This is a genomic window from Microbacterium lacus, assembly GCF_039531105.1.
GTDB classification, from domain to species: domain Bacteria; phylum Actinomycetota; class Actinomycetes; order Actinomycetales; family Microbacteriaceae; genus Microbacterium; species Microbacterium lacus.
In genome coordinates, this window is record NZ_BAAAPK010000001.1 from 630026 (window position 1) to 654725 (window position 24700).

Here is a 24700-nt window from a genome sequence, read left to right on the forward strand (position 1 = left end):
GTCAGAGTCCCGTCAGCGCTGCGTCGAGCTTCTCGTCGCTCGGTTCGATGAGGACGCGACCGTCCGAGAAGGCGATGATCGGGGCCCTCGTCGAGCCGCTCGCAGCTTCGGCTCTGTCCCGGGCGGCGGGGTCGGTCAGCACGTCGAAGTACGCGTACTCGACGCCGCGTGCATCCAGCAGTGCCCGCGATCGCGCGGTGTCCGTGCACTCGGGCTTGCCGTAGACCTGGATCGCCTGTCTCATCCGTCTCCCAATCGATAGGCCTTCATCTTGCGGTACACCGTCGCCCGCGACAGGCCGAGGATGTCCGCGGCCTTGGAGCGGTTGCCGTTCGCCTCGTGCAGGGCCTTGCGGATCGCCTCGAGCTCGACCCTCTCGATGAGGGTGAGGCTGCGCTCGGCGTGCATCGCCGGCGGCAGATCGCGCGGTGTCACGGGTCCGGTCCGGGTGACGGAGGCGAGCTGCGAGACGAGCTGTCGGAGCTCCTTCACGTTTCCGGGCCAGTGATACGTCTCGATCAGCCGGCTCGCCGCCTCATCGACGTCCAGGCGCACGCCCGGCGCGACCGCGGCGCGCAGGGCCCGCCAGAGGTCGGGGATGTCGCCGGCGCGCTCGCGGAGAGGCGCCAGCCACACCATCTGCGCTCCGAACTGGAGCTCCATCGACTCGACGGACGAGCGGTCGGTCGTCGTCATCGTGAGCGTTGTCGGGCCCGTCGCGCCGCGCGCCTCCAGCACCGCACGCATGCCGTCCAGCGCCGGTCCGTCCAGAGTCTCGACGCCGCGGATCACCAGGTCGTGCGGCACGGTCGCCGTCTCGCGCAGTTGCATGAGCCATTCGCGGGTGCCCAGGATGTGCCGCTCGGCGGCGTCCACGAGCGTGCGGTCGGAGGGGATGGATGCCGTCCGGTACGGCACGCCCAGGGCGAGCGTCGTCTTCCCTACGCCGACCTCGCCGGCGACGATCACCGGCGTGCGCGCCGCGCGCAGCTTCTCGAACTCCGACCTCGCCGAGAGCCACTCGGCTGAGCGACCTTCGAGCTTCGGCGACGGCGGGGGTGCGGCGTGAGACGTCGACGAGCGGATGCGGTCGCCCACGACGACGACGTTGTTGTCGTTGCCGACGGAAGTGATGTCGACTTCGCGGGTGCCGCCGGAGAGCTCCACCACATAGCGGCCCGCCGTGCCGGTCTCGTCTCCGATCGAGCGCAGGATCGCGACGTCGCTCGGTGTGAGCGCGTTGGCCTGCGGACTCTGGATCATGACCCCCTGCGGTCCGAAGGCGACGACGGGAAGCGCGTGACGACGGGACTGCTCGAGGAAGACGTGGAACATGCGGCGCGCGTCGGGGTGCTCGACAGAGAGCACGTGCTGCTCGAGCTGGGTCGTCATCGACTTCACGAGCGGCTTGAGGAGGTCCGTACGCGGGGTGAGGTCGCAGGACAGGGTCACGACCGCGAGCAGCGTGCCGGTGATCGGATGGAACACCGGTGCGCCCGTGCACACGGCGTCACGGTAGATCTCGGCGTAGTGCTCCGTGCCCCGGATCTGCATGGGGCGCGCGGTCGCGGCGACCGACCCGACGCCGTTCGTGCCGACGACGTTCTCGGCCAGGACCGCACCGCGGGTGGTGCCGACCCGATCCAGGTGTGAGCGGGCCTGTCGGTCCTCCGTCCAGCGGTGCAGGATCTGACCACGCGAGTCCGCCAGGAGGACGGCGAGGCCGGTGCCTTCCAGGTCCTGGGCGAACCGGTTCATCGGCGCGCCGAACATGTCCAGCAGGTGCTCGTCCAGGAGCGTGTCGGGCACGTGCGGCACGTCGCGGATGCGTCCTGGATCCCCGAGCGCCGCCTGCGAGCGCCGCCACGACGAGATGATCTCGGCCTGCGGATCGGCAGCACCGGGTGCTTCGCCGAGCACGCGCTCTTTCAGGCTCTCGGTCAGTTTCGGATCGAATTCCGTGGTCATCGACGACTCCGGATGCGGGACGTAAGCCCCGAGCGAGGGTGATGCGATCTGCGCGCAGGTCGGGTCTGCGGAATTCGCGGGAAGAGCCCGAGCCTAACCCCGCCTGCGGGCACCGGCAAGCGTCGCTCCCTCCGGCTGGAAGCGAAGCGCCGACCCGTCCCGGCGGACTCGTCGTGCGCCGGGCTCACGATGCCGTCCTGTGCGCATCGACAGGGCGCGACGGGGAACCCGACTCCGCCTGCAGCACCCGGCTGATCTCCATGAGCATCTCGTCGCGCCACCGCACCCTGTCCTCCCACTGTCCGAGCGGCAGCAGGTCGCGTCGCTGTGCGGCGACGGTCGCGACGAGCTCCTCCGTCCACGGATCGTGCTGACCGCGTTCGGCGCCCATCCGCTCGTACGCGGGCCCCATCTTCAGGGCGTGCGAGGCGATGCCGCCCCGGGTGTTCAGATCGACGGTCTCGAAGGGTCCGATGAACGCCCATCGGCGGCCGAGTCCGCTGCGCATGACCTCGTCGACATCGTCGGCGGACGCCACGCCATCCCGCACGAGGCAGTAGGCCTCCCGCAGCACCGCGCCCTGCAGACGATTGAAGATGAAGCCCTCGATCTCGCTTCGGACGCGCACCGGACGGAGCCCGGCCCGGCGGTACAGCTGATCGGCGGTCTGCATGGTCGCCTCGCTCGTCGCCCGGCCGCCGACGAGTTCGATCACGGGGATCAGGTATGGCGGATTGCCGGGATGGCCGATCAGGACCCGGTCACGGGCGGGCGTCACGTCGGCGAACGCGCTCGCCGGGATCGCCGAGCTCGAGCTCGCGAGCACCGCGTGCGCGGGGCTGTACGAGCCGATCATGCGGAACAGATCGCGCTTGATCGGGAGCTGCTCGGGGGCGCACTCCTGCACGAGATCGGCATCCCGCAGCGCGTCGTAGAGGATCTCGTGGTCGCTGATCCGCGCGAGGACCACCTCGACCGGTTCGTCGATCAGGCCGTGCTCGTGGAGAAGACGGACCCGGTCGGCGCGGTCCCGCGCGGCGCGCGGCAGCGCCTCGGGGAGTGCGTCCCACATCCGCACATGGAAGCCCGAGCGCGCGAACTGCACCGCGAAGGCGACGCCGATCGAGCCCGCCCCCACGATCGTGGCGGTCGGGGTCGTGCTCACAGGCTCCACCAGCCCCGGTCGCCTTCGTAGGCGCGCTCGAGGATCTGCACGGCGTCGAACTTCGTGAGCGGGCGGGCGTTGTTCGCGATCAGGCGTGTGGACAGCAGCGACCTCTCGGCGACGTCGTCGATCTGCTCGGCCGACAGCCCGAGGGCTTTGAGGTCGCGCGGTACACCGAGGGCGTCGAGCAGTCCGTCGAGCCGCGTGATCGCGGCCTTCGCGTTCTCCAGTGCGCCGGCGACGGGGTCGTAGACGCCCAGGTCCTCGGCGAGCTCGGCGAAGACCTCGACGCGCACGGGGAGGTTGTAGCGGGTGACGTAGGGCAGGAGCGCGCCGACGCCCATACCGTGTGAGGTGTGCGTGAGGCCTCCGATCGGGGACTGGATCGCGTGCGCGATCGAGGTGCCCGCCGTGTTGAGCGCCATTCCCCCGCAGAACGCTCCGAGCATCATGTCGCTGCGGGCACCGAGGTCGGACGGATCGTCGACGACACGTTCGATCGCGCCGGCCAGAAGTCGGATGCCGGCACGGCAGTAGATGTCGGTCAGCACGTTCTTGCCGACATAGAGATGCGCATCCAGATCCTCGGGGGAGGGGTTCTTCGCACGATCGGTGAAGCTCTCCACGAGGTGGCTGAGCGCATCGGCCGCCGTCGCCGCGGTGAGCCCCGGGGGGCAGCTCAGCGTGAGTTCGGGGTCGACGATCGCCACGGACGGCTCGAGGTGAGCGCTCGCGACACCGACCTTCACGCCGCGCTCCTCGTCGTACACCACGCCGATGCAACTCACCTCCGCGCCGGTTCCCGCGGTGGTCGGCACCGTGATGATCGGCAGCACCGGTCCGGGCACGAGGTTCTCACCGAAGTAGTCGCGCACGTCGCCTCCGTGCGCGAGCACGAGGGAGGCGACCTTGGCCATGTCCAGGCAGCTGCCCCCACCCAGGCCGATCACCACATCGATGCGGTGACCCGCCAAGTCGGCCTGCAGGGTCATGATGTCACCCCGCGGGAGGTCGGGTTGCACGCGGTCGAACAGGTGGACGTCGATGCCCGCCGCCTCCAGCGAAGACTGAAGCGCGCGATACTCCGCGGTCGTGGCCATGCGCTCATCGGTGCAGATGAGCACGTGTGAGCCGAGGGGTGCGACGATCCTCGGCAGCATCGTCCGCTGGCCGGGCCCGAACAGAACGGTGCGGGGCTGGCGCAGGAGTCCGAGGCCGATCAGGTTGTCGATCGTGCTGACCATCACCGCTGCGCCGCCGTCTCGTCGATCGTGAGCGCGATGTACTTCGGTTCGAGGAACTCGTGGATGCCGTGCTGTCCGCCTTCGCGGCCGATGCCGGACGCCTTCACTCCGCCGAACGGTGCGGCCGGGTCGGCCATGATGCCTCGGTTGACCCCGACCATTCCGGTCTCGAGCTGCTCGGCGATCGCCACAGCGCGCGACAGGTCGGCGGTGAAGAGGTATCCCGACAGTCCATAGGCGGTGTCGTTCGCGAACGCGATCGCCTCGGGGACCGAGTCGACCGTGTAGAGCGCCGCGACGGGCGCGAACAGCTCCTGGTTGCAGAGCGGGTTGCCGCGATCGGTGAAGCGCAGCACCGTCGGCTCGTAGAAGAAGCCCTCGCCCTCGATTGCGCCGCCGCCGAGCAGCACCTCGGCGCCCGCGTCGCGGAACTCGGCCACGAGCTCGACGACCCGGTCACGCTGTCGGGCCGAGATGATGGGACCGACGTCGGTGCCCTCCGCGAAGCCGTCGCCCACCGTGAGCGTCCGCGCCTTCGCGACGAACTTCTCCGTGAACTCCTCAGCGATCGCGCGGTGCAGGATGATCCGGTTCGCCGCGACGCACGCTTGGCCGGCGTTGCGGAACTTGCAGATGATCGCCTGGTCGACCGCCAGATCGATGTCGGCATCGTCGAGGACGATGAACGGCCCGTCGCCGCCGAGCTCGAGGGAGGGATTGATGATGTGGTCGGACGCCTGACGCATCAGGACGCTGCCGACTCCGGTGGACCCGGTGAAGCTCACCTTGCGCAGGCGCGCGTCCGCCATCAGAGCGGCAGAGACCTCGCCGGAGGTGCTGGTGTGCACGAGGTTGACCGCGCCGGGCGGGAAGCCGGCATCCTCGAGCGTCTTGATGAAGAGCGCCGCGGTGAGCGGGGTCTCGCGTGCGGACTTCATCACGACGGTGCAGCCGGCAGCGAGGGCCGCGCCCGCCTTGCGGGCCGACATCAGCATCGGGAAGTTCCACGGCGTCACCAGGAAGCTCGGGCCGACCGGCTGGTGGGTTTCGATCACGCGGTAGCCACCGGGCGAGCCGTGCTGGTACGAACCGTGCAGGTGGGCGATCTGCTCGGTGAACCACAGGAAGAACCCCGCCGACAGGCCGAACTCCGCGCGCGCTTCCGCGATCGGCTTGCCGCTCTCCAACGTCATCACGGCGGCGAACTGCTCCCCGCGCTCGATGAGAAGCCGATGTGCCTCGTGGAAGAGGTCGGCGCGGCGGCGTGGCGCCCAGGCTCGCCACGCGGAAGCCGCGGCCACCGCGGCGTCGAGTGCTTCCAGGGACTCGGCGGGACCGGCGTCGGCGACACGCGCGATCACGCGGCCATCGGCGGGGTTGACGACATCGATGCCCGACGCGGTGTCCCGCCACCGCCCGTCGATGTACAGGCCGGTGGGGACGGTGTGCAGAGCCGGATGCGCGGTGATGGTCGTGGACATGTGGTGCTCCTTGGAGAGTCAGGCAGTGAGGGGCGACGGTGTGCGACGTGCGCTGATCGCGCGGGCGATGGTGGGGACGAGGGCACGGAGCAGGACCACCGCGAGCAGGACCGCAGCCTGAGCGACCAGCTGCAGAGGCTCGGGCCAGCCCACGGCGCGGAGGAGCTGACCGAGCTGGGTGAGGAAGAGTGCGGCGACGGCGGTGGAGACCAGTGCCGCGCGGCCACCCGTCAGCGCCGTACCGCCGAGGACCACCGCGGCGACGGTCGGAAGCAGGTAGGTCTCCCCGAAGAAGAGGGGCGGCGTGGTGACGTAGCCGGTGTACAGCACGGCGGCGATGCCGTAGGCGGCCCCGGCGAGACCGTACGCGACCGTCTGGTACAGCACGACGCGCACGCCGAGCGCCCGCGCGGCCGGTTCGCTCACCCCGATCGCCGTCAGGCGCCACCCGGCGATCGTGCGGTGACCGACGACGCCGGCGATCACGGTGACGACGACCGCGACGATCGCGGCGTTCGGGATGACCCCGACGTATCCCTTCGCGAACGCCGACAGTCCGGCGGGCGCGCCGGCGGGCGTGCCGTTCGAGATCGCGAAGACCGTCCCGAGCAGGGCGGCGTTCATGCCGAGGGTCACCACGAGCGGCATGACGCCGAACGCGGTGATGATGACGCCGTTGAGCAGTCCGACCAGGGCGGGCAGCAGGATCGCGGCCACCACCGCGAGGGCCGGCGGCCAGCCGTACCACTGCGGCAGGCCCGACACGAGGACCGCGCCGAACGCCATCATCCCGGGCACCGAGAGGTCCAGTCCTCGCTGCTGGACGACCAGGGTCTGACCGATCGCGGCGATCGCGAGAACGGCGGCGAACGGCAGCATTCCGCGGACGGCGGCCTCGCTGAGACTCCCGGAGGACACGAGTGGACTGATCGCGAAAAGCACGATCGTCGCGATCCAGATCGCGCCGGATCCGCCCGACAGGAGGCGCTTCCACAGCGCGTCGGTCTGTGCATCGATGCCGGTGGACATGTCAGGCCTTTCTCATGTTGCGCAGCCGCGCGTAGAGGATCGCAGCGCCGACCGTGATGAGCCCGGGCAACCAGTACCCCCACGCACCGGACAGGCCGAGAAAGGTCGGGGCGCCGAGGATCTGGGCGACCAGGATGCCGGCGACGACGATCCCGATGAAGGAACCGCGACCGCCGAAGATGTCGGTCCCGGCGAGCACGACCACCGTGACCGAGGTCAGGGTGAAGGCCAGGCCCGGGCGTCCGTCGCCGATGCCGATCTGCGACATCAGGATGATTGCGGTCGGCAGCACGAGCAGCGAGGTGACGACGTACGAGAGCAGCCCCACTCGCTCGACGGGGATGCCGATCCGTGCGGCCGCATCTCGGCGTGAACCGACCGCACGCAGCTGCGCCCCCCACTTCGTGCGTCGCAGCGCCCACTCCAGGAGCAGGGCCGCCACCACGGCGACGATGAAGGCGACGGGCACCGGACCGATCTTCGCCGTCACGATCCGGGTGACCTGGCTCGAGATGATGCCGCCCGGGGTCCCGCGGAGCAGGAAGACGAATCCCTGCAGTGCGAGTGCGATCGCGAGGGTCACCACGACGGGGCTCAGCGAGAATCTCGTCACCAGGGACCCGTTCACCGCGCCGACGGCGGCGGCCGCGACGAGCATGAGGAGGAGGCCGAGGAGGAGATTGCCGCCGTCGATCACGAAGAACGAGGCGATCACGACGAGCAGGCTCAGCAGGGGGCCCACCGACAGGTCGAATCCCGCGCCGAGCACCACCACCTGCTGGGCCGAGCCGATGAAGATCATCATCGCGGCGGCGAAGAGGATGTTGCCGATGCTGAAGGCGGACAGGTACGCCGGGTTGATCGCCCCGATCAGGGCGGTCAGCCCGAGGACGACCAGGCCGAGGACAGCGGCCGGCGACTGATCACCGCGCAGCCACGAGCGCAGGCGCCCGCTGCGGCTCTGACCGGCTTCGTCCCGCTTGCGCGTCGCAGTCGAGGTGAGGGCGGCGCGGGCGATGCCGGCCTCCGTGACGTCGTCGCCGTCGAGTTCTGCGACGAGCTGGCCCCGCGACATGATGAACACCCGGTCGCACAGTCCCTCGAGTTCGACACCATCGGAGGACAGCACGATCACCGCGGCGCCATCGGCGGCGGCGCCGCGGAGGATCCCGTAGATGTCGACACGGGCCCCGGCATCCACCCCTTGAGTGGGCTCCTCGGCGAGGAGGACCCGCGGCTCCGCGAGCAGCGTGCGGGCCAGGACGACCTTCTGCTGGTTGCCGCCGGAGAGCGAACCGACCGCGGTGTGGATGGAGGGTGTCTTCACGGCGCGGTCTGCCACCTGCGCCCGTGCTTCGCGCGCGACGGCGCGGTCGCGGACGAATCCTGCGGTGGAGAAGCGGCGGAGGGTCTTCATCACGATGTTCTCGCCGACCGTGAGCGGGAGGAAGAGACCCTCGCCGTGCCGGTCGCTCGGGACGTAGACCGCGCCGGCGGCAGCGGCAGCGCTGGGGCTGCCGAGCCGCACGTCGCGGCCGTCGATTCGCACGGAGCCGGTCGCCGATTCCAGACCGGCCAGCGCGCGGATGAGCTCCGCCTGCCCGTTGCCTTGGACGCCGGCGAGACCGATGACCTCACCGGAGCGCACCGCGAGGGAGATGTCGTGGAAGTGGCGACCGCTGAGCCCGTCGACCACGACGCGGTCCGTCGTACCGATCGTGCCTGCCTCGGCGCCCTTCGGGGGGAAGACGGTCTCGAGGGCGCGCCCGACCACGAGTTCGATGATGCGTGCCTCGGTGACCTCCTCGGCATCGAACGTGCCGCGCACCTGCCCGTCGCGCAGCACGGTGATCCGGTCGGCGATCTCCTTGACCTCGGGGATGCGGTGGGAGATGTAGACCACGGCGGTGCCGGCGGCGGTGAGCTCGCGGACACGGCGGAACAGCCGCTGCACCTCTTCGCCGTTGAGGTGCTCGGTCGGCTCGTCGAGGATCAGCACCCGCGGCGCGAGCGAGAGCGCCTTCGCGATCTCGACGATGAACCGCTGTTCGACGGACAGGTCGCGCACGCGGGAGCGCACGTCGATGCCCATCTGCCACGGTTCCAGCGCCTCACGAGACCAGGTGAGTGCCTTCTTCAGACCGCCGCGTCCGGCGCGGCCGGTGCCGAGGGCCATGTTCTCGGCGACGGTGAGATCGGGCAGCAGCGCCGGGTCCTGGCGCACGATCGCCAGCCCGAGCTCGCGCGCGGCATCCGGCGACGCCGTCTGCAGCGTCTGCCCGGCGATCTGCACCGTGCCCGCGTTCGGCGCCATGGCGCCGGAAGCGATCGCCATGAGAGTCGACTTGCCGGCGCCGTTCTCGCCGACGAGAGCGTGCACCTCGCCGGCGGTCACGTCGAGATCGACATCCGTGAGGGCGCGCACGCCGGGGAAGGTCTTGATGATGCCGCTCAGGCGGAGCGCGGTCGCCGGAGCGGACGCGGCGTCGGACCCGGCGGTCTCGGATGCCGCGGCGGGGGTGTTCGCAATCGTCATGGTGTTCTCGTCCTCACTGGGCGAGGTAGCCGCCGTCGATGACCAGCTCGGCGCCGGTCATGAAGCTGGACTCGTCGGAGGCCAGGAACACCGCTCCCGCGGCGATCTCCTCGGGACGTCCCGCCCGCCCCATCGGGGTCTGGCTCACCACGTACTCGTTGACCGCGGGATCCTGGGCATCGGTGAGCGGCGTGGCGATGAAACCGGGATGCAGGGAGTTCACGCGCACCCCACTGGTGGCGAAGGTGATCGCGGCGTTCTTCGACATGTTCCGGACCGCGCCTTTCGTCGCGTGGTACGCGTGGGCCCCGGCGACGGCACTGTTGCCCCAGATGGAGGACACGTTCACGATCGAGCCGGAGCCGCGTTCGAGCATCCCGGGCATGACTTCGCGCATGCCGTAGAAGACGCCGGTCTGATTGACGGCCACCACACGGTCCCAGTCGGACGAGCTCAGCTCGTGCAGCGGCTCGTACGCGATGATCCCGGCGTTGTTGACGAGGACGTCGACGCGACCGTACTCGGCGGTCGTCTCCTCGACGATCCGGCGCCAGTCGTTCTCATCGGCCACGTCGTGCTGCTGATAGCGGATGCCGGGGGCGAAGTCGTGGCTCGCCGACTGGCTCGTGGCGATCACTGTCGCGCCTTCCGCGGCGAAGGCTTCGGCGATCGCGCGGCCGATGCCGCGGCCCGCCCCGGTCACGAGGGCGACTTTGCCGTCCAGACGGTTCATGGGTGCTCCTTTGCAGAACCCGATCGGATGAAGGATCGAGCAGGTGAGGGGCGGGGGCGCGCCGGAGCGCGCCCCCGCGGGGATCACTGGTTGAACAGCTCCTTGAGCTGGTCGACGCTCAGTCCGGAGGACAGGATCGCGTCGTTGGGCAGATCCGGCTCGCACACGGGCTGCTTGTCGGGGTCGGTCGAGTCCTCGATGATCTCGAGGTTGTAGATCGAGGGCTCGTCGTTCGGGAGGTTGTTGTACGCAGCCAGTCCCTTGTGCAGAGCGGGGATCGCGACCCAGTTGCGCGAGGACATCGTCGCGATCTGGAACGACGGCTGGGTGTCCTTGTACTGGTACCAGAGGCAGGCGAACTGATTGGAGTCGTTCGCGGACCACACCGGGAGCGGCTTGCCGGCCTCGACGAACGCCTCCACGCCGCCGACCGAGCCGCCGCCGTAATCGGCCACGACTCCGTCGATCTCGCCGTACTTGGTGATCAGCCCCGCCATGACCTGCTTGGTCTTGCCGGGCTCCCATCCGGTGTCGACGGGCACATCGCCCATGTCCTCGTTCAGGAGCGTGACACCGGGGTTCTCTTCGATCGCGCGCTTCACGCCGGCGTAGACGGCAGCGGAGTACGGGTTGCCCGCCTGGCCGCCGGTCATGATCAGGTTGCCTTCGCCGCCCATCTGGTCGATCGTCCACTTCGCCAGGCCGTAGCCGTACGTGTCGACGTTCTCCGAGACGCAGTCGACGTAGTCGACCCCGGGCTCTCCGCCGGGGCACGCGATGATCGGCACGAACTTCACGCCCGCCTCGGTCGCCTGACGAATCGTCGGCAGCAGCGCCTCGCCGCCGTCGGTGAAGGAGACGATGACGTTGACGCCCTGGGCGACGAGGGAGTTGATGTCGCTGATGGCCTTCTGAGTGTCCGCCTGCGCGTCCGTATAGAGGATGTCGGTGATGTTGTCGCACTTCGCTGCCTCGGCCTCGAAGATCGCGCGGGTGGTCTTGCGCCAGGAGTTGCCGCCGAAGCCGTCGGCGAAGGCGACCTTGATGGGTTCGTCGCCGCAGAACTCGCTGATGTCGACGATGTCGGCCTGAACGCCTTCGATGCCCACTTGGTTGGCGACCGCGTCGGCGGAGGCGGAACCGCCCGCCGATCCGCCGTCGGAGGAACACGCTGCGAACAGCAGCGTCGCCGAGGCGATGACCGCTGCGAACGCGAGGGTGCGCTGGGGAACCATGATGCTTCCTTCTGTCGGGTGTGCCTCAGGTGCCACGGCCGGTGGCCGCCGGCTGAGTGGAGTCTTCGTCGACTCGGCCGCGTCTTCGCGGACGGTGTCTGGCGCCTGGAGCGGAACTGTGTGTGCGTCGTTCGTGAGCCGGACGGGATCGCCGTCGGGGCTCTCACGGAGGCGTTTCCGCCTTCGGTTTCCTCATCGTGCCAGCGCCCGGACAGGGCGTTGTGGTTCACGTTGCGACCTGAGTGACTCACTTTGAGACGGCCGTTCTGCGCCGTTCACGGGCCATGCAATCTGAACTCGTGGAGCCCCTCCACGCCACGAACACACACTTCGCCCTCGCTGCCGAGGGCGCGATCCCCTGGGGGTGCAGACGATGTCGTCACCGCAACCGACCGACCTTCTCGGAGAGATCTACGCGCACTGGATCGACGAGCTCGGGGCTGTCCCGAATGCCAGCACCGCGCTCCTGCGCCTCATCTTCGACGACTGGCAGCGTGCGACCGCCGAGCCCGAGGATGTGACCTACCGGAGCGCGCAGCTCGGCGGAGTGCCAGGTGTCTGGGCGATGCCGCTGGACGCGGATCCGGCACAGGTGCTCGTCCTCTTCCACGGGGGCGGGTTCGCCCTCGGGTCGTCCGCATCGCATCGCAAGCTCGGCGGGCACCTCGCGAAGGCGGTCGGAGCCCACTGCTTCGTCGCCGACTTCCGCCGTGCCCCCGAGGCGAAGTTCCCCGCGCAGCTCGAGGACGGCGAGGCGATGTTCCAGGCGCTCATCGCGCAGGGCCATCGAGCCGAGGACATCACCCTCGTCGGTGACTCCGCCGGTGCGAATCTCGCGATCAGCACGACGTTCCGGCTGATGGCCGCCGGAGGCCCGGTGCCCCGCCGCGTGGTGACGATGTCGCCGTGGCTGAACATGGAGAACGACGGCGAGACGATCGTGACGAACGATGCGACCGACTTCCTGATCACCCGGGAGGGCCTACAGGGCAACATCGACCGCTACATCGCGGGCGCCACCAGCCCCACCGATCCCTGGGCGAACCCTCTGTACCAGGATTTCAGCGGCTTCCCCCGGCTGTACATCTGCGCCGGTGACGTCGAGTCGCTCTACGACGACAGCGTGCGGCTCGAGCGCCTCGCCCGGGCGGCGGGAGTCGATGTCACCTTCTCGGTCGGTGAGGGCATGCAGCACGTCTATCCGTTCCTCGCCGGCAACCATCCGCGCGCCGACGAGGAGATCCGGCTCATCGCCGACTGGTATCGGGCCGACCGCTGACGGCCGGCCCCACGAGAACATCCGCACGTTCAGAAAGGAAACACATCATGACCAAGACCGACTATGACGCCGTCGTCATCGGCGCCGGCTTCTCAGGGCTGGCCATCCTGCACCACCTCCGCGAGATCGGGCTGGACACCGTCGTCGTCGACGGAGCCGACGGCATCGGCGGCACCTGGTGGATCAACCGGTACCCGGGAGTCCGCACCGACAGCGAGTTCAGCTACTACTCGTTCTCCTTCTCCAAAGAGGTCCGCGACGAGTGGGTGTGGACGGAGCGCTACCCCTCGGGCTCCGAAGTCCTCGCGTACCTGAACTTCGTCGCCGACCGGCTCGACCTGCGCAAGGACATCGTGCTCGGCCGCTACGTCACGCGCGCGGAGTGGAACGAGGACACGTCGCGCTGGACCGTCACGTTCGGCGACGGTTCGTACTTCACCGCGAAGTACCTGATCTCCGGCATGGGCGTGCTGTCTCAGCCGATCTGGCCGGACATCCCCGGACGCGACACATATCAGGGCACCCTCGTTCACGCCGCCCGCTGGCCGCGGGAGGGCGTCGATCTCAAGGGCAAGAAGGTGGGCCTCATCGGGCTCGGGGCGTCCGGCATCCAGATCACGCCCGTCGTCGCGCCCGAGGCTGGCGAGTTCTTCGTCTTCCAGCGCACGCCCAACTTCATCGTCGAGACCAACAACGACCCCGTCTCCGCCGAGCACCTCGCCGAGGTCCGCGCGACGTACGACGAGATCTTCACCCGCGCGGCGAATCACCCGTTCGGCGTCGACATGGTGCCCGCGCAGTACAGCGCCCTCGACGTCGACCCCGAGGAGCGCGAGCGCATCTTCGAGAGCAAGTGGAATGAAGGCGGCTTCCACTTCGCGAACGAGTGCTTCAACGACCTTGCGGTCAACCACGAGTCCAGCGAGCTGGCGTCGGAGTTCATCCGCAAGAAGATCCGCGAGATCGTGAAGGACCCGGCGACAGCCGATCTGCTCTCACCGAAGACGTACTCGTTCAACGGCAAGCGGGTGCCCACCGGGTTCCGCTACTACGACACTTTCAACCTGCCCCACGTCCACCTGATCGACACGTCGACGACGCCGATCACAGAGTTCACGGAACGCGGGCTCCGGGTGGGGGACACCGAATACGAACTCGACGTGATCATCGCCGCGACCGGGTTCGATGCCATGACCGGGACCCTGACGCAGATCGACATCGTGGGGCGCGACGGCCTGGTGCTGCGCGACAAGTGGGCGGACGGTATCCGCTCGAACCTCGGCATCTCCATGAACGGGTTCCCGAACCTGCTGCTCTCGCTCGGGCCCCAGACGCCCTACTCGAACCTGCCGGTGCCGATCCAGCTGGGAGCGCAGTGGATGGCGCGCGCGATCGACTTCGCCGAGAAGAACGACCTGCCGGCGCTCGAGGCGACTCGGGAGTCCGAGGAGTGGTGGGCCGAGGAGACCGATCGTGCGGGCAAGGCGACGGTCATGTACTCCGAGGGGAAGAAGGCCAAGGCCTGGTTCTTCGGTGAGAACGTCCCCGGCAAGCCGCACGAGTTCCAGGTGTACATGGGTGGTGGCCAGGTCTACCAGCAGTTCTGCCGGGATGCCGAGCGCGACGGCTACCGCTCGTTCCGGGCGCCGGAGTTCGAGCTGGTCCAGACCCGATGACCCGGCTCGAGGGCAAGGTCGCCGTCATCACGGGGGCGGCGTCCGGGATGGGCCGCACCACCGCAGAGCTGTTCGCCCGCGAGGGTGCCACGGTCGCGGTGACCGATTTCAATGCAGCACAGGGACAGGAGGTCGTGGCCGGCATCACCGCCGCAGGCGGCTCGGCCGCGTTCTGGCAGGTCGACGTGACGGACGAGCAGTCGGTCGCGTCGGCCTACCGCGAGATCGGCGAGCGCTTCGCCACGATCGACGTGCTCGTCAACGCGGCGGGGATCATCGGGGTCGACAAGCCCACGCACGAGCTCGCCGAGTCCGAGTGGGACGCGCTGTTCGCCGTCGACGTGAAGGGCGTGTTCTTCTCCACGAAGCACGCGCTGCCGTTCATGATCGCGCAGCGGTCGGGGTCGATCATCAACTTCTCCTCGATCTACGGGCTCACGGGCAACGACGAGTTCACCGCGTACCACGCGGCCAAAGGTGCGGTGACGATGATGACCAAGCAGGACTCCGCCGTCTACGGGCAGTACGGCATCCGCGTGAACTCGGTGCATCCTTCCACCGTCCTCACACCTCTCGTGGAGGGCATCGCGAACGCGTTCCCCGGTGGGATCGCCGAGTACGAGAAGGTGAACACGAGACTGCAGTCCATTCGTCGCCTCGGTCAGCCGGAGGACGTCGCGTGGGCGTGCGTGTACCTCGGTTCCGACGAATCCACGTGGGTGACGGGGGTCAACCTCCCGATCGACGGCGGATTCATGGCACGCTGAGACCCGCGACGACGAGGGCTCCGATCAGAGGGCGGAGCCCTCGTTATGCGAGTTGTGCACGCCGGTCCTGGCCGGCGTCAACCCCTTTCATCCCGAGCCGGCCCCGACGGATGCTGGAGGTTGGAAGGGGACCGCGATGACACAGGAACACACCGATCCGGCCGAAGAGGCCGAGACCGACGAGCCGACGCCCGAATCGACCGAAGAGCCGGACGCGGACGAGCTGGACGAGCCCAGCACAGAGAAGGACCCGGGGGAGGAGCCGACGGGCGGGACGCCCGAGCCCGGACCGCGCGACCCGGGCGCGGATCACCGGGCCGTCGGGATCGGCGTGATCGACGCGCCCCTCGTGGACCCTCAGGCCGAAGGCTGATTCACGCCTGAGCCTGCAGCGCCTTCAGACGCTTCTTCGCCTGCTTCTCGACGAGCACTTCGACGAAATCGCGCACCTTCGCGTCGCTGAATTCGGCGTAGACGGCGCTCACGACCGTGCGGATCGTGTCAGCCGGAAGATCCGGGTATCGCGGCGTCAGGCGGTCCGAGATGTCGGCGATCGTCTGCTCGGCGCTGGGCGGTTCATGTGTCATGAGGACTCCGGGGCGAGGGGGACGCTCTCACGGTACCTCCCCGAGCGTGACCGCGCACCGGGCGCCGAAGTTCGCTGAAAGCTCACTCCGTGGGGATGAATCGGATCCCACCCGGCCCGTCATAGTCTCGGGTGTCCGCACGGCCGAGGCTGCGGCGTGCCGAGAACGGGAGCGTCATGGGCGGGGAGCCGAAGAAGCCGCGCGCGAAGCGCGTGCGCAGCGAGATGAAGAGCACCGGCTACGAGATCTTCATCGGAATCCTCTCGATCCTGTCGATCGTGAATCTGGTGCTGGTCCTCGTGCTGCGCGAAGAATCCCTCGACACCGTGCTGGGCGCCATGAACGCGCTGTTCAGCCTGATCTTCCTGATCGATTTCACGTACCGCATCTTCACGGCGCCGTCGGCGAGCACGTACTTCTTCAGGCACTTCGGCTGGGCCGACCTGCTCGCGAGCCTTCCGTTCGCGCAACTGAAGATCCTCCGCATCTTCCGGCTCATCCGCGTCTGGCGCCTCCTGCGCGAGGTGGGTGTGAAAGCCGTCGCGCACACCCTGATCAAGGACCGCGCCGGCAGCGCCCTCTACATGCTCCTTCTCATGGGCATCCTGGTCCTGCAGTTCGGCAGCCTGACGATCCTGTACTTCGAGCAGAACGCGGAGGGCGCGAACATCACGACCGCCGGGGACGCGCTCTGGTACACGATGGTGACGATCTCCACCGTCGGGTACGGCGACCAGTACCCGGTGACACCCCTCGGGCGCCTGTGCGGCACGATCATCATCGTGGTCGGGGTCGGCATCTTCGGCACGTTCACCGGCTACCTTGCGACCGTCTTCCTCACGCCGAAGCCGACGGATGCCGAGCCCGTGGCCGACGAGGGGAAACCGCTGTCCGCGGAGTCGGTCGACGCGCTGCGCGCGCGTCTGACGGAGATGGAGGCGAAGATGGCCGAGATCAGGAAGATGCTCAGCTGACCTGCCGAGGCGGGGGGAAATGCGCGATCGGGATCGGCTTCGTCGCGCCCCCGCCGGTGCGCTCCCAGGACTCGAGCGTCTCCAGTGCGTCCTGCGGTGAGGCGAAGACGACGGGAAGGGGGAGCGGTGCCGTCCACACCACCTCCGCGACGTCGTCGTCGTCGATCGTGATGTGCGCGAGGGGACGGACGGCGAACTCGGGTGCGCCGGCATGGACGATCATCCAGTCACGATCGACGGTGCGACGCAGGGCGAAGCGGCGCCGTCGTGTGCTCTTCGGCGTGCTCGACATGATGGTCCCTCGATGATCCCGGCGAGGGGGAGGCGGTCCTTCGAGTGTGTGCCGCCCTCGTCCGCCGCGAACGGGGCTTGACAGCTGAGGCACGGCGTGATCCTCAGGCCCGCGTGATCGTCACCGTTTCCGGTCTGAGGACGTAGCCGACCCGCATTCCGGGCTCGAGGTCCCCATCGGCCACTTCCGCGGGCGCCAGGTCCGCGGAGATCGTGTCGGACCGCACGCGGATCAGATCGCCGCGCGGCTCGAGATCCAGAACGGTCGCGAGGATGCGATCGACGCCGGGCGTCGTCGTCGCGGCAGACGCGACGGCGACATCGCCCGGGCGCACGGTCGCCACGACGCGATCGTGCACGGCGGCGTCGGTCGGCAGGGTCGACCGGATCACGATGCCGGCATCCGTGATCATCCCCTCGGCGGTGCGGATGCCGGTCAGGAGGTTCAGGCCCGCGAGGCCCGCCGTGAACCCGGTGCGCGGACGCGCGAACGTCGCGCGCGTCGGCCCCTCCTCGACGATGCGACCCTCCGACAGGACGATCACCCGATCGGCGAGTGTGAGCGCGTCCAGGACGTCGTGCGTCACGATGATCGCCGTGCGTTCGCGCAGCACGCGCAGGAGCGTGCGCCGGATCGTCGGGGCGACGGCGACGTCCAGCGCCGACAGCGGCTCGTCGAGCAGCAGCAGGTGCGGGTCGGCGGCGAGGGCCCGTGCGATCGCGACCCGCTGCGCCTGCCCTCCGGACAGCTCGGAAGGCCGGCGCTGCGCGAGCTCGGTCGCCTCCACCTCGTCGAGCCAGTGCCGCGCGATCTCCTGCGCACGTCGTCGCCCGAGCCCTTTGCTCCGCGCGCCGAACGCCACGTTTTCGAGCACGCTCAGGTGAGGGAAGAGATCGGCGTCCTGAGTGAGGGTGGAGACGCCGCGCGCGTGCGGGGGTGTCCACCGGCCTCGCCCACCCGCGAGGTCGAACAGCACCGCGCCGTCCAGGTCGGCGTGCCCGGCATCCGGCTGCACGAGTCCCGCGATCATGCCCAGCAGGGTCGATTTGCCGGCGCCGTTCGGGCCGAGCACCGCGACCGTCTCGCCGCGAGCCACCTCGAGGTCGAGCGCGACTCCTCGTGCGTCGAGAGTCGCGGAGAAGACGAGCGTCATCGGCGCAGCCCCTGCGTGAACGACGTCGTACCCCCGGCGCGGTGGGCGACACCCACCACGATGACGGCGACGACGATGAGTACGAGCGACAGCGCGACCGCCGCGTCGGGGTCGACCTCTCGCTGCAGATAGATCTCGAGCGGGAGCGTGCGGGTCGTGCCTTGGAGGCTCCCCGCGAACGTGAGCGTCGCTCCGAACTCGCCCAGGGCGCGCGCGAAGGAGAGCACGGCGCCGGAGAGCAGCGCGGGGAGCACGAGCGGAATCGTGATGCGGCGCAGCACGGTCGTCGGTCGGGCGCCCAGAGTCGCGCCGATCGCCTCGAAGCGGGTACCCACGGTGCGGAGGGCTCCCTCGAGACTCAGCACGAGGAAGGGCAGCGCGACGAAGGTCTGCGCGAGCACGACCGCCGTCGTGGAGAACGCGATGTCGATGCCCAGGATCTGCAAGGTCGAACCCAGCAGTCCGCGGCGTCCGAACGTGTACAGCAGCGCGAGGCCGCCGACGACGGGCGGCAGGACGAGCGGCAGCAGAACGAGCGCGCGCAGCAGTTGCTGCCCGCGGAAGCGCGTGCGGGCGAGGACGAGCGCCATCGGCACCCCGAACACGACGCACAACAGCGTGGCGGTGATCGACGTGCGCAGGCTCAACCACAAGGCTGCGCGGGAGGACTCCGACGTGATCAGCGCGATGAACTGCGTCCAGTCCACGCGGGCGATCATCGCCACGAGCGGCAGCAGCACGAAGAGCGCGCCGACCGCGGCGACCCCGGCGACCCAGCGGGGGATGCCGGCGAAAGTGCCCGCCCCGCGCACGCTAGGGCTTTCCGAAGCCGGCGGCCTTGAGCACGGCACGGCTCTCGGCGCTCGTGACGAACGCGACGAAGGCGGCGGCGATGTCCGGAGCGTCTGATTCGTCGAGCGAGGCGATCGGATACACGTTGACCGCCTCATCCGATTCCTCGAACGGGATGCCGGTCACCGCGTCGCCGGCGGCGATCACGTCCGTCATGTAGACCAGCCCCGCATCAGCTTCGCCCGAGGTGACCTTGCCGAGCACATCCGTCACCGACGACTCCTCGCTGACCGGGGTGAGTGTCACGCCCGTCGCCTGTTCGACGGTGACGGTCGCCGCGCCGCACGGCACCTCCGGAGCGCAGATCACGAGCTTCAGCCCCGGATCGGCGAGATCGGCGAACGCCGCGATCCCGGCGGGGTTGTCCGGTGGTACAGCGATCTCCAGCGTGTTCGTCGCGAAGTCGACAGGGTCGCCCTCGACCAGGCCGGTGTCGGTGAGCTTGGCCATGTTCTTCTGGTCCGCTGAGGCGAACACGTCGGCCGGAGCGCCCTCGGTGATCTGCGTGACCAGATCTGCGGAGCCGGCGAAGTTGAGATCGACGGTCGTGCCGGGGTGAGAAGCCTCGAACCGTTCGGCGAGTTCGGCGAACGTCGTCTTCAGCGAGGCGGCGGCGAACACGGTGATCGAGCCCGCGAGCACGCCGCGCGAGGCATCCGGGGACGGGCTCGGGGTGGTGCACCCGCCCAGGAGGAATGCCCCGATGACTGCCGCCGCCACCGCCGCAGTTCGCATCACGGCGTGGCCTTCCCCAGGGGAGTTTCGACGATCACGTTGGTCGCCTTCACGATCGCCGTGGCGATCGAGCCGGGGACGAGCCCGAGCTCGCGCACAGCCTCGGTGCTCATGAGCGACACGACGCGGTGCGGTCCGCACTGCAGTTCCACCTGCGACATGACCGTGTCGGAGAGCACCTCGGTCACGAGTCCGACGAAGCTGTTGCGGGCGGACCGGCCGATCCCGCTCGGATCGGCGGGGACGACCGCGTTGCGTCGGGCGAGCGCGGCCAGCTCCAGGCCGTCCACGACGGTGCGTCCCGATGCATCGCGGGCGCTGGAGAGCACGCCGTTCTCGATCCAGCGGCGCAGCGTGTCATCGCTGACGCCGAGGTAGGTGGCGGCATCCTTCACCCGTATCTGCGGCATGAAGCTCAGTCTACGTCCGCATATACGGACTTGCAGGGCCAGCCCTAGGCTGGTGTCCCATGGCCCTCGGCGCAACCATCCACACGTTCACCGTGCAGCTGGCCGACGTCGACCGCGGTGTCTATCACGAGCTCGCGCTGCGCGTGGCGCGGCATCCGTCCGAGACCGAGGCATACATGATGACCCGCGTCCTGGCGTACTGCCTCGAGTACGAGGAGGGCATCGCGTTCAGTGAGGGCATCTCCTCCACCGACGAGCCGGCCGTGCTCGTCCGCGACCTCACCGGGCGCGTGACGGTCTGGATCGAGGTCGGGGCCCCGGATGCCGAGCGTCTGCACCACGGCAGCAAGCTCGCGGATCGCGTCACGGTGTACACGCATCGCGACCCCGCGAAGGTGAGGGCGCCGTGGGCGGGTAAGCGCATCCACCACGTCGAGGACATCACGCTGCACAGCTTCGCGCCGGGCTTCGTGGACGCGGCCGTGGCCGCGCTGGAGCGGCGTAACGAGATGACGGTCTCGGTCACCGAGCGCGAGCTGTATCTCGACCTGAACGGGACGAGCCTCAGCTCGCCGATCCTTGACCACCCAGCCGTCTGAGCCCGACCGCCGGCGGCAGTTCGGCGTCAGGCGGCTCCGGCCAGGGCTGCGTTCTTCCTCGGCTGCTCTTTGAGCATGTCGAGCTCGATCGTGAGCCCCTGCGACGAGTTGGATGCCTGCGCGAAGCGCGCGAGGAGTTCGTGGTCGAGGGTCTCGGACTCGGAGGTGAAGACGAAGCGGAGGGGGATGGCGGGCTGCAGCCAGATCGTCGAGCGCCCTCCGGGGATGTCCTCGGTATGGCGCCAGGTGAGAGTGAAGCTTTCGCTCCGGCGCAGCTTCGTCGCGATCACGACCTTGATGTGAGCCAGAAGACGATCCGGAATCTCGATCGGTTCGGCGGTGTTTCCGTAGAACAGGTACCCCATGCGAGATCTCCTTCGCGGTTGAGTGGATGCCGACCCCAATCGACGGGACAACCGTAGCACGAATATCTCGCAAATTTAGATAAGTTCTCGAACAGTTAGTCTCACTAGAGGATCTGGTAGCGTGGCGGAAAGTCGATCGAGGAGGTGGGAAGATGGCAGCGATGATCTCGCCCTCATCCTCTTCGCTCCCCGCGCTGGCCGTAGCTCTGCGTCGATACGTCGATGCGCGCAACGCCGCACTCCTCGCCGCCCGCCTGCTCCTGGGTGTCAACGAGCTCGACGCGCGCGCGCTGCTTCACATCGCGGCCAACCCCGGCACGCGCCCCGGCGAGTTGCGCGATTACCTCGGCATCACCTCGGCCGGCGTCACGACGCTGATCGATCGACTCGTCGAGCGCGGCGCCGTGCGACGCGACGTCGACAGGGACGATCGCCGCGTGAGCAGGCTCACGGTCATCGCCGACCTGAAGGGCGAGCCCTGGAACGTGCTCACCCGATTCGACGACGCCTTCAGCGCGGCGATCGAGCGGTCGGATCAGAACGACGCGGGGCGATTCGCGGAGGCGCTGGACGGGTTCACGGTCGCGGCGCAGCAGGCGCGGATCTGAGCGTCAGTCCGTCGCGCCGTGCAGGAAAGCGTAGGACTTGGCCTGCAAGAACGTTCCGAGCGCCGCGACGACGGAGAGCTCGTACGAGAGCTTGAGCACGTCGGCCGCGGTCATGGTGGCCGGGACCTCCCGAGCTTCCATGGTGACCCGCCATTCGTGGGAGCCGGGCTCGGGAGCGAGATACGCGTGCGTCGGGGCGTTCATGAGCTGGAAGACGACGAGACCGGTGTCTTCGCCCTCGAAGTCGTCCTGGGGGACGACCTTCGCGGATCCGTTCAGCGGATAACCGAGCGTCGCGAACTCGTCCAGCCACGACTGGAGGGTGCTCAAGGTCCGGAACGGCATCGCGCTGCTTTCTCGTTGGTGCGGGAATCCCTCCCCGCTTCCCCAATTATGGGTGAAGTTGCACGCGCGCGAACAGTGATCCGGCATGTGCCTGTCAACCCCCCTCGCGAAAGTGCACGCGTGCGGCTGAATGATCAGGTACCCCGAACCCCGATAGAGGAGCAGACAATGGTGCAGATCATCGAGACGATCGACGTCGACGTGCCCGTGCGGACGGCGTACGACCAGTGGACCCAGTTCGAGAGCTTCCCGAAGTTCCTCGACGAGGTGGAGTCCATCACGCAGCTGGATGAGACCCACACGCACTGGAAGGTCAAGGTCGGCGGCGCCGAGCGCGAGTTCGATGCGGAGATCACCGAGCAGCACCCCGATGAGCGCGTCGCGTGGCACAGCGTCGGCGGCGAGACCCATCACGCCGGTGTCGTGACCTTCCACAAGCTGACCGACACCTCGGCGCGCGTCACCGTGCAGATCGACTGGGAGCCGGAAGGCCTTCTCGAGAAGGTCGGCTCGTTCATCGGGGCGGGTTCGCACGCGGTGAAGAAGGATCTGAAGAACTTCAAGGAGTTCATCGAGGCGCGCGGCGTCGAGACGGGCGCCTGGCGCGGCGACGTCCCGGCCTGACCGGCGGCGGAGGACATCGTGACGGCATCGCACGACGACATCGAGATCTCGCCGATCTCCGCGGCCGATGCCGGCGAGGTGCTCACGATCCAGCGTGCGGCCTTCGTCTCCGAGGCGATCATCTATCAGTCCGTCGACATGCCGCCGCTCGTGCAGACGCTGGACGAGCTCGAGGCCGAGTTGCGGGATGCCGACGGGTGGGTCGCACGCAGATCCGGCCGTCTGGTCGGGGCGATCCGCACACGGCGGGAAGGCGATCTGCTGCTGATCGGGCGCATCGCGATCGCACCGGACCAGCAGGGCGCCGGCATCGGGCAGGCGCTCCTGGAGGCGGCCGAACAGGCGTCCGGTGCGGCGGAGGCCGAGCTGTTCACCGGCAGCCTCAGCGAGGCCAACATCCGGCTCTACGAGCGCTGCGGATACGTGGAGACGCAGCGTGTGGAGCAGGGCGGTGGCATCCAGGAGATCTACTTCCGGAAGCGTCTGGGTCACGCCGCCGCGCCATCGGACTAGGGCGCCGAGAGGTCGAGGTCCTGATCGAGATCCGGTCCGACGAATCGCCGGGTGCCCGCCGCCGGTGGCCGGAGCGACTGCGTCCGCCGGTCGATGTCGTCGATGACGTTCTGGTCGCGACCGCGCTCCGTCGCGCCGTCCACCGGGATCGCCAGGAGCTGACTCGCGGGCCCGATGAGGAACTCCGCCGTCGTGAGGATGCCCGCCGCGTCCACGACGGGGACGATGAGCACATCGGACCTCTGCGTCGCGGCGAGCTCACGTGCGTAGTGCAGGACGGCCTCTGCCACGTCGTCGGCCATCATGACCGCGCCGCCGGTGTAGTGCAGAGTCATCATGATCCCATCGTGGTGCGCGGAGCGGGATCGGACGGGGGGCTTGCGGGATCCCGCCGTCCGTGCCATCCCGCCGCATCGTCGGTGTCAAGGGTGCCCCCCGCCGACCACGGGGATCTATCGTGCTAACAGCGCCCCACTTCGCGGCGCAGCATCCGAATGAGAAGAGCCGTGCAATGACCTCGCACATCGCCGTCGTCTGGAATCCGTCCAAGACCGAGAAGGAAACGCTCGAGTCCGGCCTCGCCGAAGCGATCGACGAGGCCACCGCGCCGACGGTGACGTGGTGGGAGACGACGAAGGACGATCCGGGCCGAGGCGCCACTCGTGACGCGCTCGCGGCAGACGCCGACCTGATCGTCGTTGCCGGGGGTGACGGAACGGTCCGCGCGGTCGCCGAGCACCTCGCCGACGCGGCCGCCGACGCCGTCCTCGGGATCATCCCGCTCGGGACGGGGAATCTCCTGGCCCGGAACCTCGACGTCCCGATCAACGACGTCCCGGCCGCGTTCGTGCGCGCCCTCGGCGACGCGGAGCGCGCGATCGACATCGGCTGGGTGGAGGTCGAGCTCGCCGAGGGCGTGGAACGTCACGCCTTCGCGGTCATGGTCGGGTTCGGCATCGACGCCCAGATGATCGCCGAGACGGATGAGGATCTGAAGAGCAAGGCCGGGTGGCTCGCCTACGTGGAGTCGCTCGGCCGCGCGCTCGCGGCGAGCGAGGTCGTGCCGTTCCACATCACCACCGACGGCAACCCGCCGCGCGACGAGGAAGGGCACACGCTGCTCATCGCGAACTGCGGCAGCCTGCAGGGCGGCATCACACTCCTACCCGATGCGCTCCCCGACGACGGAGAGCTCGACTACCTCGTGCTGAGCGCGGAGGGCTTCGGCGAATGGGCGGGCACACTCAAGACGATGATGTGGGACAACGGTCTGATGCGGCTGATCACCAAGAAGGACGATCTGACGAGCACGGATGCCGTCGGGCACGGTCGCGCGAAGAAGATCGAGGTGACCCTCCCTGAGGCGCGGGCCTTCGAGATCGACGGCGAGGAGATCGGCGAGACGACGTCATTCACCGTCACGATCCAGCCGGCCGCGATCCGGGTGCGCTGACCGGTTTCGCCATTCCGCGCCCTGCCCCGGTGAATCGGCCTCATCATATGAGGTGAGCGCGCGAGGAAGCCGCATCC

28 protein-coding genes are annotated in these 24700 nt (G+C 68.8%); 10 read left to right on the forward strand and 18 right to left on the reverse strand.

Annotated elements, in window-relative coordinates; genetic code table 11:
* Position 1: 1 nt before the first annotated feature.
* The 9 genes from ABD197_RS03035 to ABD197_RS03075 form a co-directional block, all read right to left on the reverse strand.
* On the reverse strand, positions 2 to 244 hold the full coding sequence (locus tag ABD197_RS03035; protein WP_344051462.1) for a glutaredoxin family protein: 243 nt from the start codon (positions 242 to 244) through the stop codon (positions 2 to 4).
* Positions 241 to 1968, reverse strand: coding sequence for a sigma-54-dependent Fis family transcriptional regulator (locus tag ABD197_RS03040; protein WP_344051464.1), 1728 nt, complete (start codon positions 1966 to 1968; stop codon positions 241 to 243). The genes ABD197_RS03035 and ABD197_RS03040 overlap by 4 nt, the downstream gene beginning before the upstream one ends.
* Positions 1969 to 2152: 184 nt before the next feature.
* Positions 2153 to 3133: a 3-hydroxyacyl-CoA dehydrogenase gene (locus ABD197_RS03045; protein ID WP_344051466.1), complete on the reverse strand. Its 981-nt coding sequence runs from the start codon at positions 3131 to 3133 to the stop codon at positions 2153 to 2155.
* The gene (locus tag ABD197_RS03050) at positions 3130 to 4377 is read right to left on the reverse strand and encodes an iron-containing alcohol dehydrogenase (protein WP_344051468.1); all 1248 of its coding nucleotides are present in this window, start codon (positions 4375 to 4377) and stop codon (positions 3130 to 3132) included. Before ABD197_RS03050 ends, ABD197_RS03045 begins: the two co-directional genes overlap by 4 nt.
* Positions 4377 to 5858 (reverse strand): NAD-dependent succinate-semialdehyde dehydrogenase, encoded by a 1482-nt coding sequence (locus tag ABD197_RS03055; RefSeq protein ID WP_344051469.1) that lies wholly within the window; start codon positions 5856 to 5858, stop codon positions 4377 to 4379. Before ABD197_RS03055 ends, ABD197_RS03050 begins: the two co-directional genes overlap by 1 nt.
* An 18-nt stretch (positions 5859 to 5876) precedes the next feature.
* Positions 5877 to 6887 (reverse strand): ABC transporter permease, encoded by a 1011-nt coding sequence (locus tag ABD197_RS03060; protein ID WP_344051471.1) that lies wholly within the window; start codon positions 6885 to 6887, stop codon positions 5877 to 5879.
* Between the two features lies 1 nt (position 6888).
* On the reverse strand, positions 6889 to 9423 hold the full coding sequence (locus tag ABD197_RS03065) for an ATP-binding cassette domain-containing protein (RefSeq protein WP_344051473.1): 2535 nt from the start codon (positions 9421 to 9423) through the stop codon (positions 6889 to 6891).
* Positions 9424 to 9436: 13 nt separating this feature from the next.
* Positions 9437 to 10156 carry an SDR family NAD(P)-dependent oxidoreductase gene (locus ABD197_RS03070; RefSeq protein WP_344051475.1) on the reverse strand — a complete coding sequence of 240 codons (720 nt, stop codon included), beginning with the start codon at positions 10154 to 10156 and terminating at the stop codon, positions 9437 to 9439.
* Between the two features lie 83 nt (positions 10157 to 10239).
* Entirely contained in the window at positions 10240 to 11391 is a 1152-nt protein-coding gene (locus ABD197_RS03075) for a substrate-binding domain-containing protein (protein WP_344051477.1), read from the reverse strand.
* A 373-nt stretch (positions 11392 to 11764) separates the two neighbouring features.
* Here ABD197_RS03075 and ABD197_RS03080 point away from each other — a divergent pair, with 373 nt between their 5' ends.
* From ABD197_RS03080 to ABD197_RS03095, 4 genes are all read left to right on the forward strand, one after another.
* Positions 11765 to 12670 (forward strand): alpha/beta hydrolase, encoded by a 906-nt coding sequence (locus tag ABD197_RS03080; RefSeq protein WP_344051479.1) that lies wholly within the window; start codon positions 11765 to 11767, stop codon positions 12668 to 12670.
* Between the two features lie 47 nt (positions 12671 to 12717).
* On the forward strand, positions 12718 to 14346 hold the full coding sequence (locus ABD197_RS03085; RefSeq protein WP_344051482.1) for a flavin-containing monooxygenase: 1629 nt from the start codon (positions 12718 to 12720) through the stop codon (positions 14344 to 14346).
* The gene (locus tag ABD197_RS03090) at positions 14343 to 15113 is read left to right on the forward strand and encodes an SDR family NAD(P)-dependent oxidoreductase (protein WP_344051484.1); all 771 of its coding nucleotides are present in this window, start codon (positions 14343 to 14345) and stop codon (positions 15111 to 15113) included. Before ABD197_RS03085 ends, ABD197_RS03090 begins: the two co-directional genes overlap by 4 nt.
* Positions 15114 to 15249: 136 nt before the next feature.
* Positions 15250 to 15486 (forward strand): hypothetical protein, encoded by a 237-nt coding sequence (locus ABD197_RS03095; RefSeq protein WP_344051486.1) that lies wholly within the window; start codon positions 15250 to 15252, stop codon positions 15484 to 15486.
* Position 15487: 1 nt separating this feature from the next.
* Here the strand turns inward: ABD197_RS03095 and ABD197_RS03100 are convergent, their stop codons facing one another.
* Entirely contained in the window at positions 15488 to 15700 is a 213-nt protein-coding gene (locus ABD197_RS03100; RefSeq protein WP_344051488.1) for a three-helix bundle dimerization domain-containing protein, read from the reverse strand.
* Positions 15701 to 15831: 131 nt separating this feature from the next.
* Between ABD197_RS03100 and ABD197_RS03105 the strand changes: the two genes are divergently transcribed.
* Positions 15832 to 16674 (forward strand): potassium channel family protein, encoded by an 843-nt coding sequence (locus tag ABD197_RS03105; protein ID WP_344051490.1) that lies wholly within the window; start codon positions 15832 to 15834, stop codon positions 16672 to 16674.
* On the opposite strand, the gene ABD197_RS03110 is transcribed toward ABD197_RS03105, so the two are convergent.
* From ABD197_RS03110 to ABD197_RS03130, 5 genes are all read right to left on the reverse strand, one after another.
* Positions 16667 to 16966 (reverse strand): hypothetical protein, encoded by a 300-nt coding sequence (locus ABD197_RS03110; RefSeq protein WP_344051491.1) that lies wholly within the window; start codon positions 16964 to 16966, stop codon positions 16667 to 16669. The two genes, ABD197_RS03105 and ABD197_RS03110, sit on opposite strands and share 8 nt — an antisense overlap.
* A 103-nt stretch (positions 16967 to 17069) precedes the next feature.
* Positions 17070 to 18119, reverse strand: a complete 1050-nt coding sequence (locus ABD197_RS03115; RefSeq protein ID WP_344051493.1) for a sulfate/molybdate ABC transporter ATP-binding protein — start codon at positions 18117 to 18119, stop codon at positions 17070 to 17072.
* The gene (locus tag ABD197_RS03120) at positions 18116 to 18931 is read right to left on the reverse strand and encodes an ABC transporter permease (RefSeq protein ID WP_344051495.1); all 816 of its coding nucleotides are present in this window, start codon (positions 18929 to 18931) and stop codon (positions 18116 to 18118) included. Before ABD197_RS03120 ends, ABD197_RS03115 begins: the two co-directional genes overlap by 4 nt.
* A gap of 1 nt (position 18932) precedes the next feature.
* Positions 18933 to 19706 (reverse strand): molybdate ABC transporter substrate-binding protein, encoded by a 774-nt coding sequence (gene modA / locus ABD197_RS03125; RefSeq protein ID WP_344055783.1) that lies wholly within the window; start codon positions 19704 to 19706, stop codon positions 18933 to 18935.
* Positions 19706 to 20116, reverse strand: coding sequence for a TOBE domain-containing protein (locus ABD197_RS03130; protein WP_344051497.1), 411 nt, complete (start codon positions 20114 to 20116; stop codon positions 19706 to 19708). The genes modA and ABD197_RS03130 overlap by 1 nt, the downstream gene beginning before the upstream one ends.
* A gap of 59 nt (positions 20117 to 20175) precedes the next feature.
* Between ABD197_RS03130 and ABD197_RS03135 the strand changes: the two genes are divergently transcribed.
* On the forward strand, positions 20176 to 20715 hold the full coding sequence (locus ABD197_RS03135) for a YaeQ family protein (protein ID WP_344051499.1): 540 nt from the start codon (positions 20176 to 20178) through the stop codon (positions 20713 to 20715).
* A gap of 26 nt (positions 20716 to 20741) precedes the next feature.
* Here the strand turns inward: ABD197_RS03135 and ABD197_RS03140 are convergent, their stop codons facing one another.
* Positions 20742 to 21080, reverse strand: coding sequence for a DUF7882 family protein (locus ABD197_RS03140; RefSeq protein ID WP_344051501.1), 339 nt, complete (start codon positions 21078 to 21080; stop codon positions 20742 to 20744).
* 152 nt (positions 21081 to 21232) lie between these two features.
* Here ABD197_RS03140 and ABD197_RS03145 point away from each other — a divergent pair, with 152 nt between their 5' ends.
* Positions 21233 to 21688 carry a MarR family transcriptional regulator gene (locus ABD197_RS03145; protein WP_344051503.1) on the forward strand — a complete coding sequence of 152 codons (456 nt, stop codon included), beginning with the start codon at positions 21233 to 21235 and terminating at the stop codon, positions 21686 to 21688.
* A 3-nt stretch (positions 21689 to 21691) separates the two neighbouring features.
* Here the strand turns inward: ABD197_RS03145 and ABD197_RS03150 are convergent, their stop codons facing one another.
* Entirely contained in the window at positions 21692 to 22033 is a 342-nt protein-coding gene (locus ABD197_RS03150) for a hypothetical protein (RefSeq protein ID WP_344051506.1), read from the reverse strand.
* Between the two features lie 168 nt (positions 22034 to 22201).
* On the opposite strand from ABD197_RS03150, the gene ABD197_RS03155 reads away from it, so the two are divergent.
* Both ABD197_RS03155 and ABD197_RS03160 read left to right on the forward strand, forming a co-directional pair.
* On the forward strand, positions 22202 to 22657 hold the full coding sequence (locus tag ABD197_RS03155; RefSeq protein ID WP_344051508.1) for an SRPBCC family protein: 456 nt from the start codon (positions 22202 to 22204) through the stop codon (positions 22655 to 22657).
* A gap of 18 nt (positions 22658 to 22675) precedes the next feature.
* Positions 22676 to 23170, forward strand: coding sequence for a GNAT family N-acetyltransferase (locus ABD197_RS03160; protein WP_344051510.1), 495 nt, complete (start codon positions 22676 to 22678; stop codon positions 23168 to 23170).
* On the opposite strand, the gene ABD197_RS03165 is transcribed toward ABD197_RS03160, so the two are convergent.
* Positions 23167 to 23508 (reverse strand): hypothetical protein, encoded by a 342-nt coding sequence (locus ABD197_RS03165; RefSeq protein ID WP_344051512.1) that lies wholly within the window; start codon positions 23506 to 23508, stop codon positions 23167 to 23169. The two genes, ABD197_RS03160 and ABD197_RS03165, sit on opposite strands and share 4 nt — an antisense overlap.
* A gap of 173 nt (positions 23509 to 23681) precedes the next feature.
* Between ABD197_RS03165 and ABD197_RS03170 the strand changes: the two genes are divergently transcribed.
* Positions 23682 to 24623, forward strand: coding sequence for a diacylglycerol/lipid kinase family protein (locus ABD197_RS03170; protein ID WP_344051514.1), 942 nt, complete (start codon positions 23682 to 23684; stop codon positions 24621 to 24623).
* The last annotated feature ends 77 nt before the right edge of the window (positions 24624 to 24700 follow it).

Bases quoted from the DNA above. Each gene is read 5' to 3' on its own strand.
- ABD197_RS03035 (WP_344051462.1), bottom strand. From the start codon at position 244: ATGAGACAGGCGATCCAGGTCTACGGCAAGCCCGAGTGCACGGACACC.
- ABD197_RS03040 (WP_344051464.1), bottom strand. From the start codon at position 1,968: ATGACCACGGAATTCGATCCGAAACTGACCGAGAGCCTGAAAGAGCGC.
- ABD197_RS03050 (WP_344051468.1), bottom strand. From the start codon at position 4,377: ATGGTCAGCACGATCGACAACCTGATCGGCCTCGGACTCCTGCGCCAG.
- ABD197_RS03055 (WP_344051469.1), bottom strand. From the start codon at position 5,858: ATGTCCACGACCATCACCGCGCATCCGGCTCTGCACACCGTCCCCACC.
- ABD197_RS03060 (WP_344051471.1), bottom strand. From the start codon at position 6,887: ATGTCCACCGGCATCGATGCACAGACCGACGCGCTGTGGAAGCGCCTC.
- ABD197_RS03065 (WP_344051473.1), bottom strand. From the start codon at position 9,423: ATGACGATTGCGAACACCCCCGCCGCGGCATCCGAGACCGCCGGGTCC.
- ABD197_RS03070 (WP_344051475.1), bottom strand. From the start codon at position 10,156: ATGAACCGTCTGGACGGCAAAGTCGCCCTCGTGACCGGGGCGGGCCGC.
- ABD197_RS03075 (WP_344051477.1), bottom strand. From the start codon at position 11,391: ATGGTTCCCCAGCGCACCCTCGCGTTCGCAGCGGTCATCGCCTCGGCG.
- ABD197_RS03080 (WP_344051479.1), top strand. From the start codon at position 11,765: ATGTCGTCACCGCAACCGACCGACCTTCTCGGAGAGATCTACGCGCAC.
- ABD197_RS03085 (WP_344051482.1), top strand. From the start codon at position 12,718: ATGACCAAGACCGACTATGACGCCGTCGTCATCGGCGCCGGCTTCTCA.
- ABD197_RS03090 (WP_344051484.1), top strand. From the start codon at position 14,343: ATGACCCGGCTCGAGGGCAAGGTCGCCGTCATCACGGGGGCGGCGTCC.
- ABD197_RS03095 (WP_344051486.1), top strand. From the start codon at position 15,250: ATGACACAGGAACACACCGATCCGGCCGAAGAGGCCGAGACCGACGAG.
- ABD197_RS03100 (WP_344051488.1), bottom strand. From the start codon at position 15,700: ATGACACATGAACCGCCCAGCGCCGAGCAGACGATCGCCGACATCTCG.
- ABD197_RS03110 (WP_344051491.1), bottom strand. From the start codon at position 16,966: ATGTCGAGCACGCCGAAGAGCACACGACGGCGCCGCTTCGCCCTGCGT.
- ABD197_RS03115 (WP_344051493.1), bottom strand. From the start codon at position 18,119: ATGACGCTCGTCTTCTCCGCGACTCTCGACGCACGAGGAGTCGCGCTC.
- modA (WP_344055783.1), bottom strand. From the start codon at position 19,706: ATGCGAACTGCGGCGGTGGCGGCGGCAGTCATCGGGGCATTCCTCCTG.
- ABD197_RS03130 (WP_344051497.1), bottom strand. From the start codon at position 20,116: ATGCCGCAGATACGGGTGAAGGATGCCGCCACCTACCTCGGCGTCAGC.
- ABD197_RS03135 (WP_344051499.1), top strand. From the start codon at position 20,176: ATGGCCCTCGGCGCAACCATCCACACGTTCACCGTGCAGCTGGCCGAC.
- ABD197_RS03140 (WP_344051501.1), bottom strand. From the start codon at position 21,080: ATGGGGTACCTGTTCTACGGAAACACCGCCGAACCGATCGAGATTCCG.
- ABD197_RS03145 (WP_344051503.1), top strand. From the start codon at position 21,233: ATGGCAGCGATGATCTCGCCCTCATCCTCTTCGCTCCCCGCGCTGGCC.
- ABD197_RS03150 (WP_344051506.1), bottom strand. From the start codon at position 22,033: ATGCCGTTCCGGACCTTGAGCACCCTCCAGTCGTGGCTGGACGAGTTC.
- ABD197_RS03155 (WP_344051508.1), top strand. From the start codon at position 22,202: ATGGTGCAGATCATCGAGACGATCGACGTCGACGTGCCCGTGCGGACG.
- ABD197_RS03165 (WP_344051512.1), bottom strand. From the start codon at position 23,508: ATGATGACTCTGCACTACACCGGCGGCGCGGTCATGATGGCCGACGAC.
- ABD197_RS03170 (WP_344051514.1), top strand. From the start codon at position 23,682: ATGACCTCGCACATCGCCGTCGTCTGGAATCCGTCCAAGACCGAGAAG.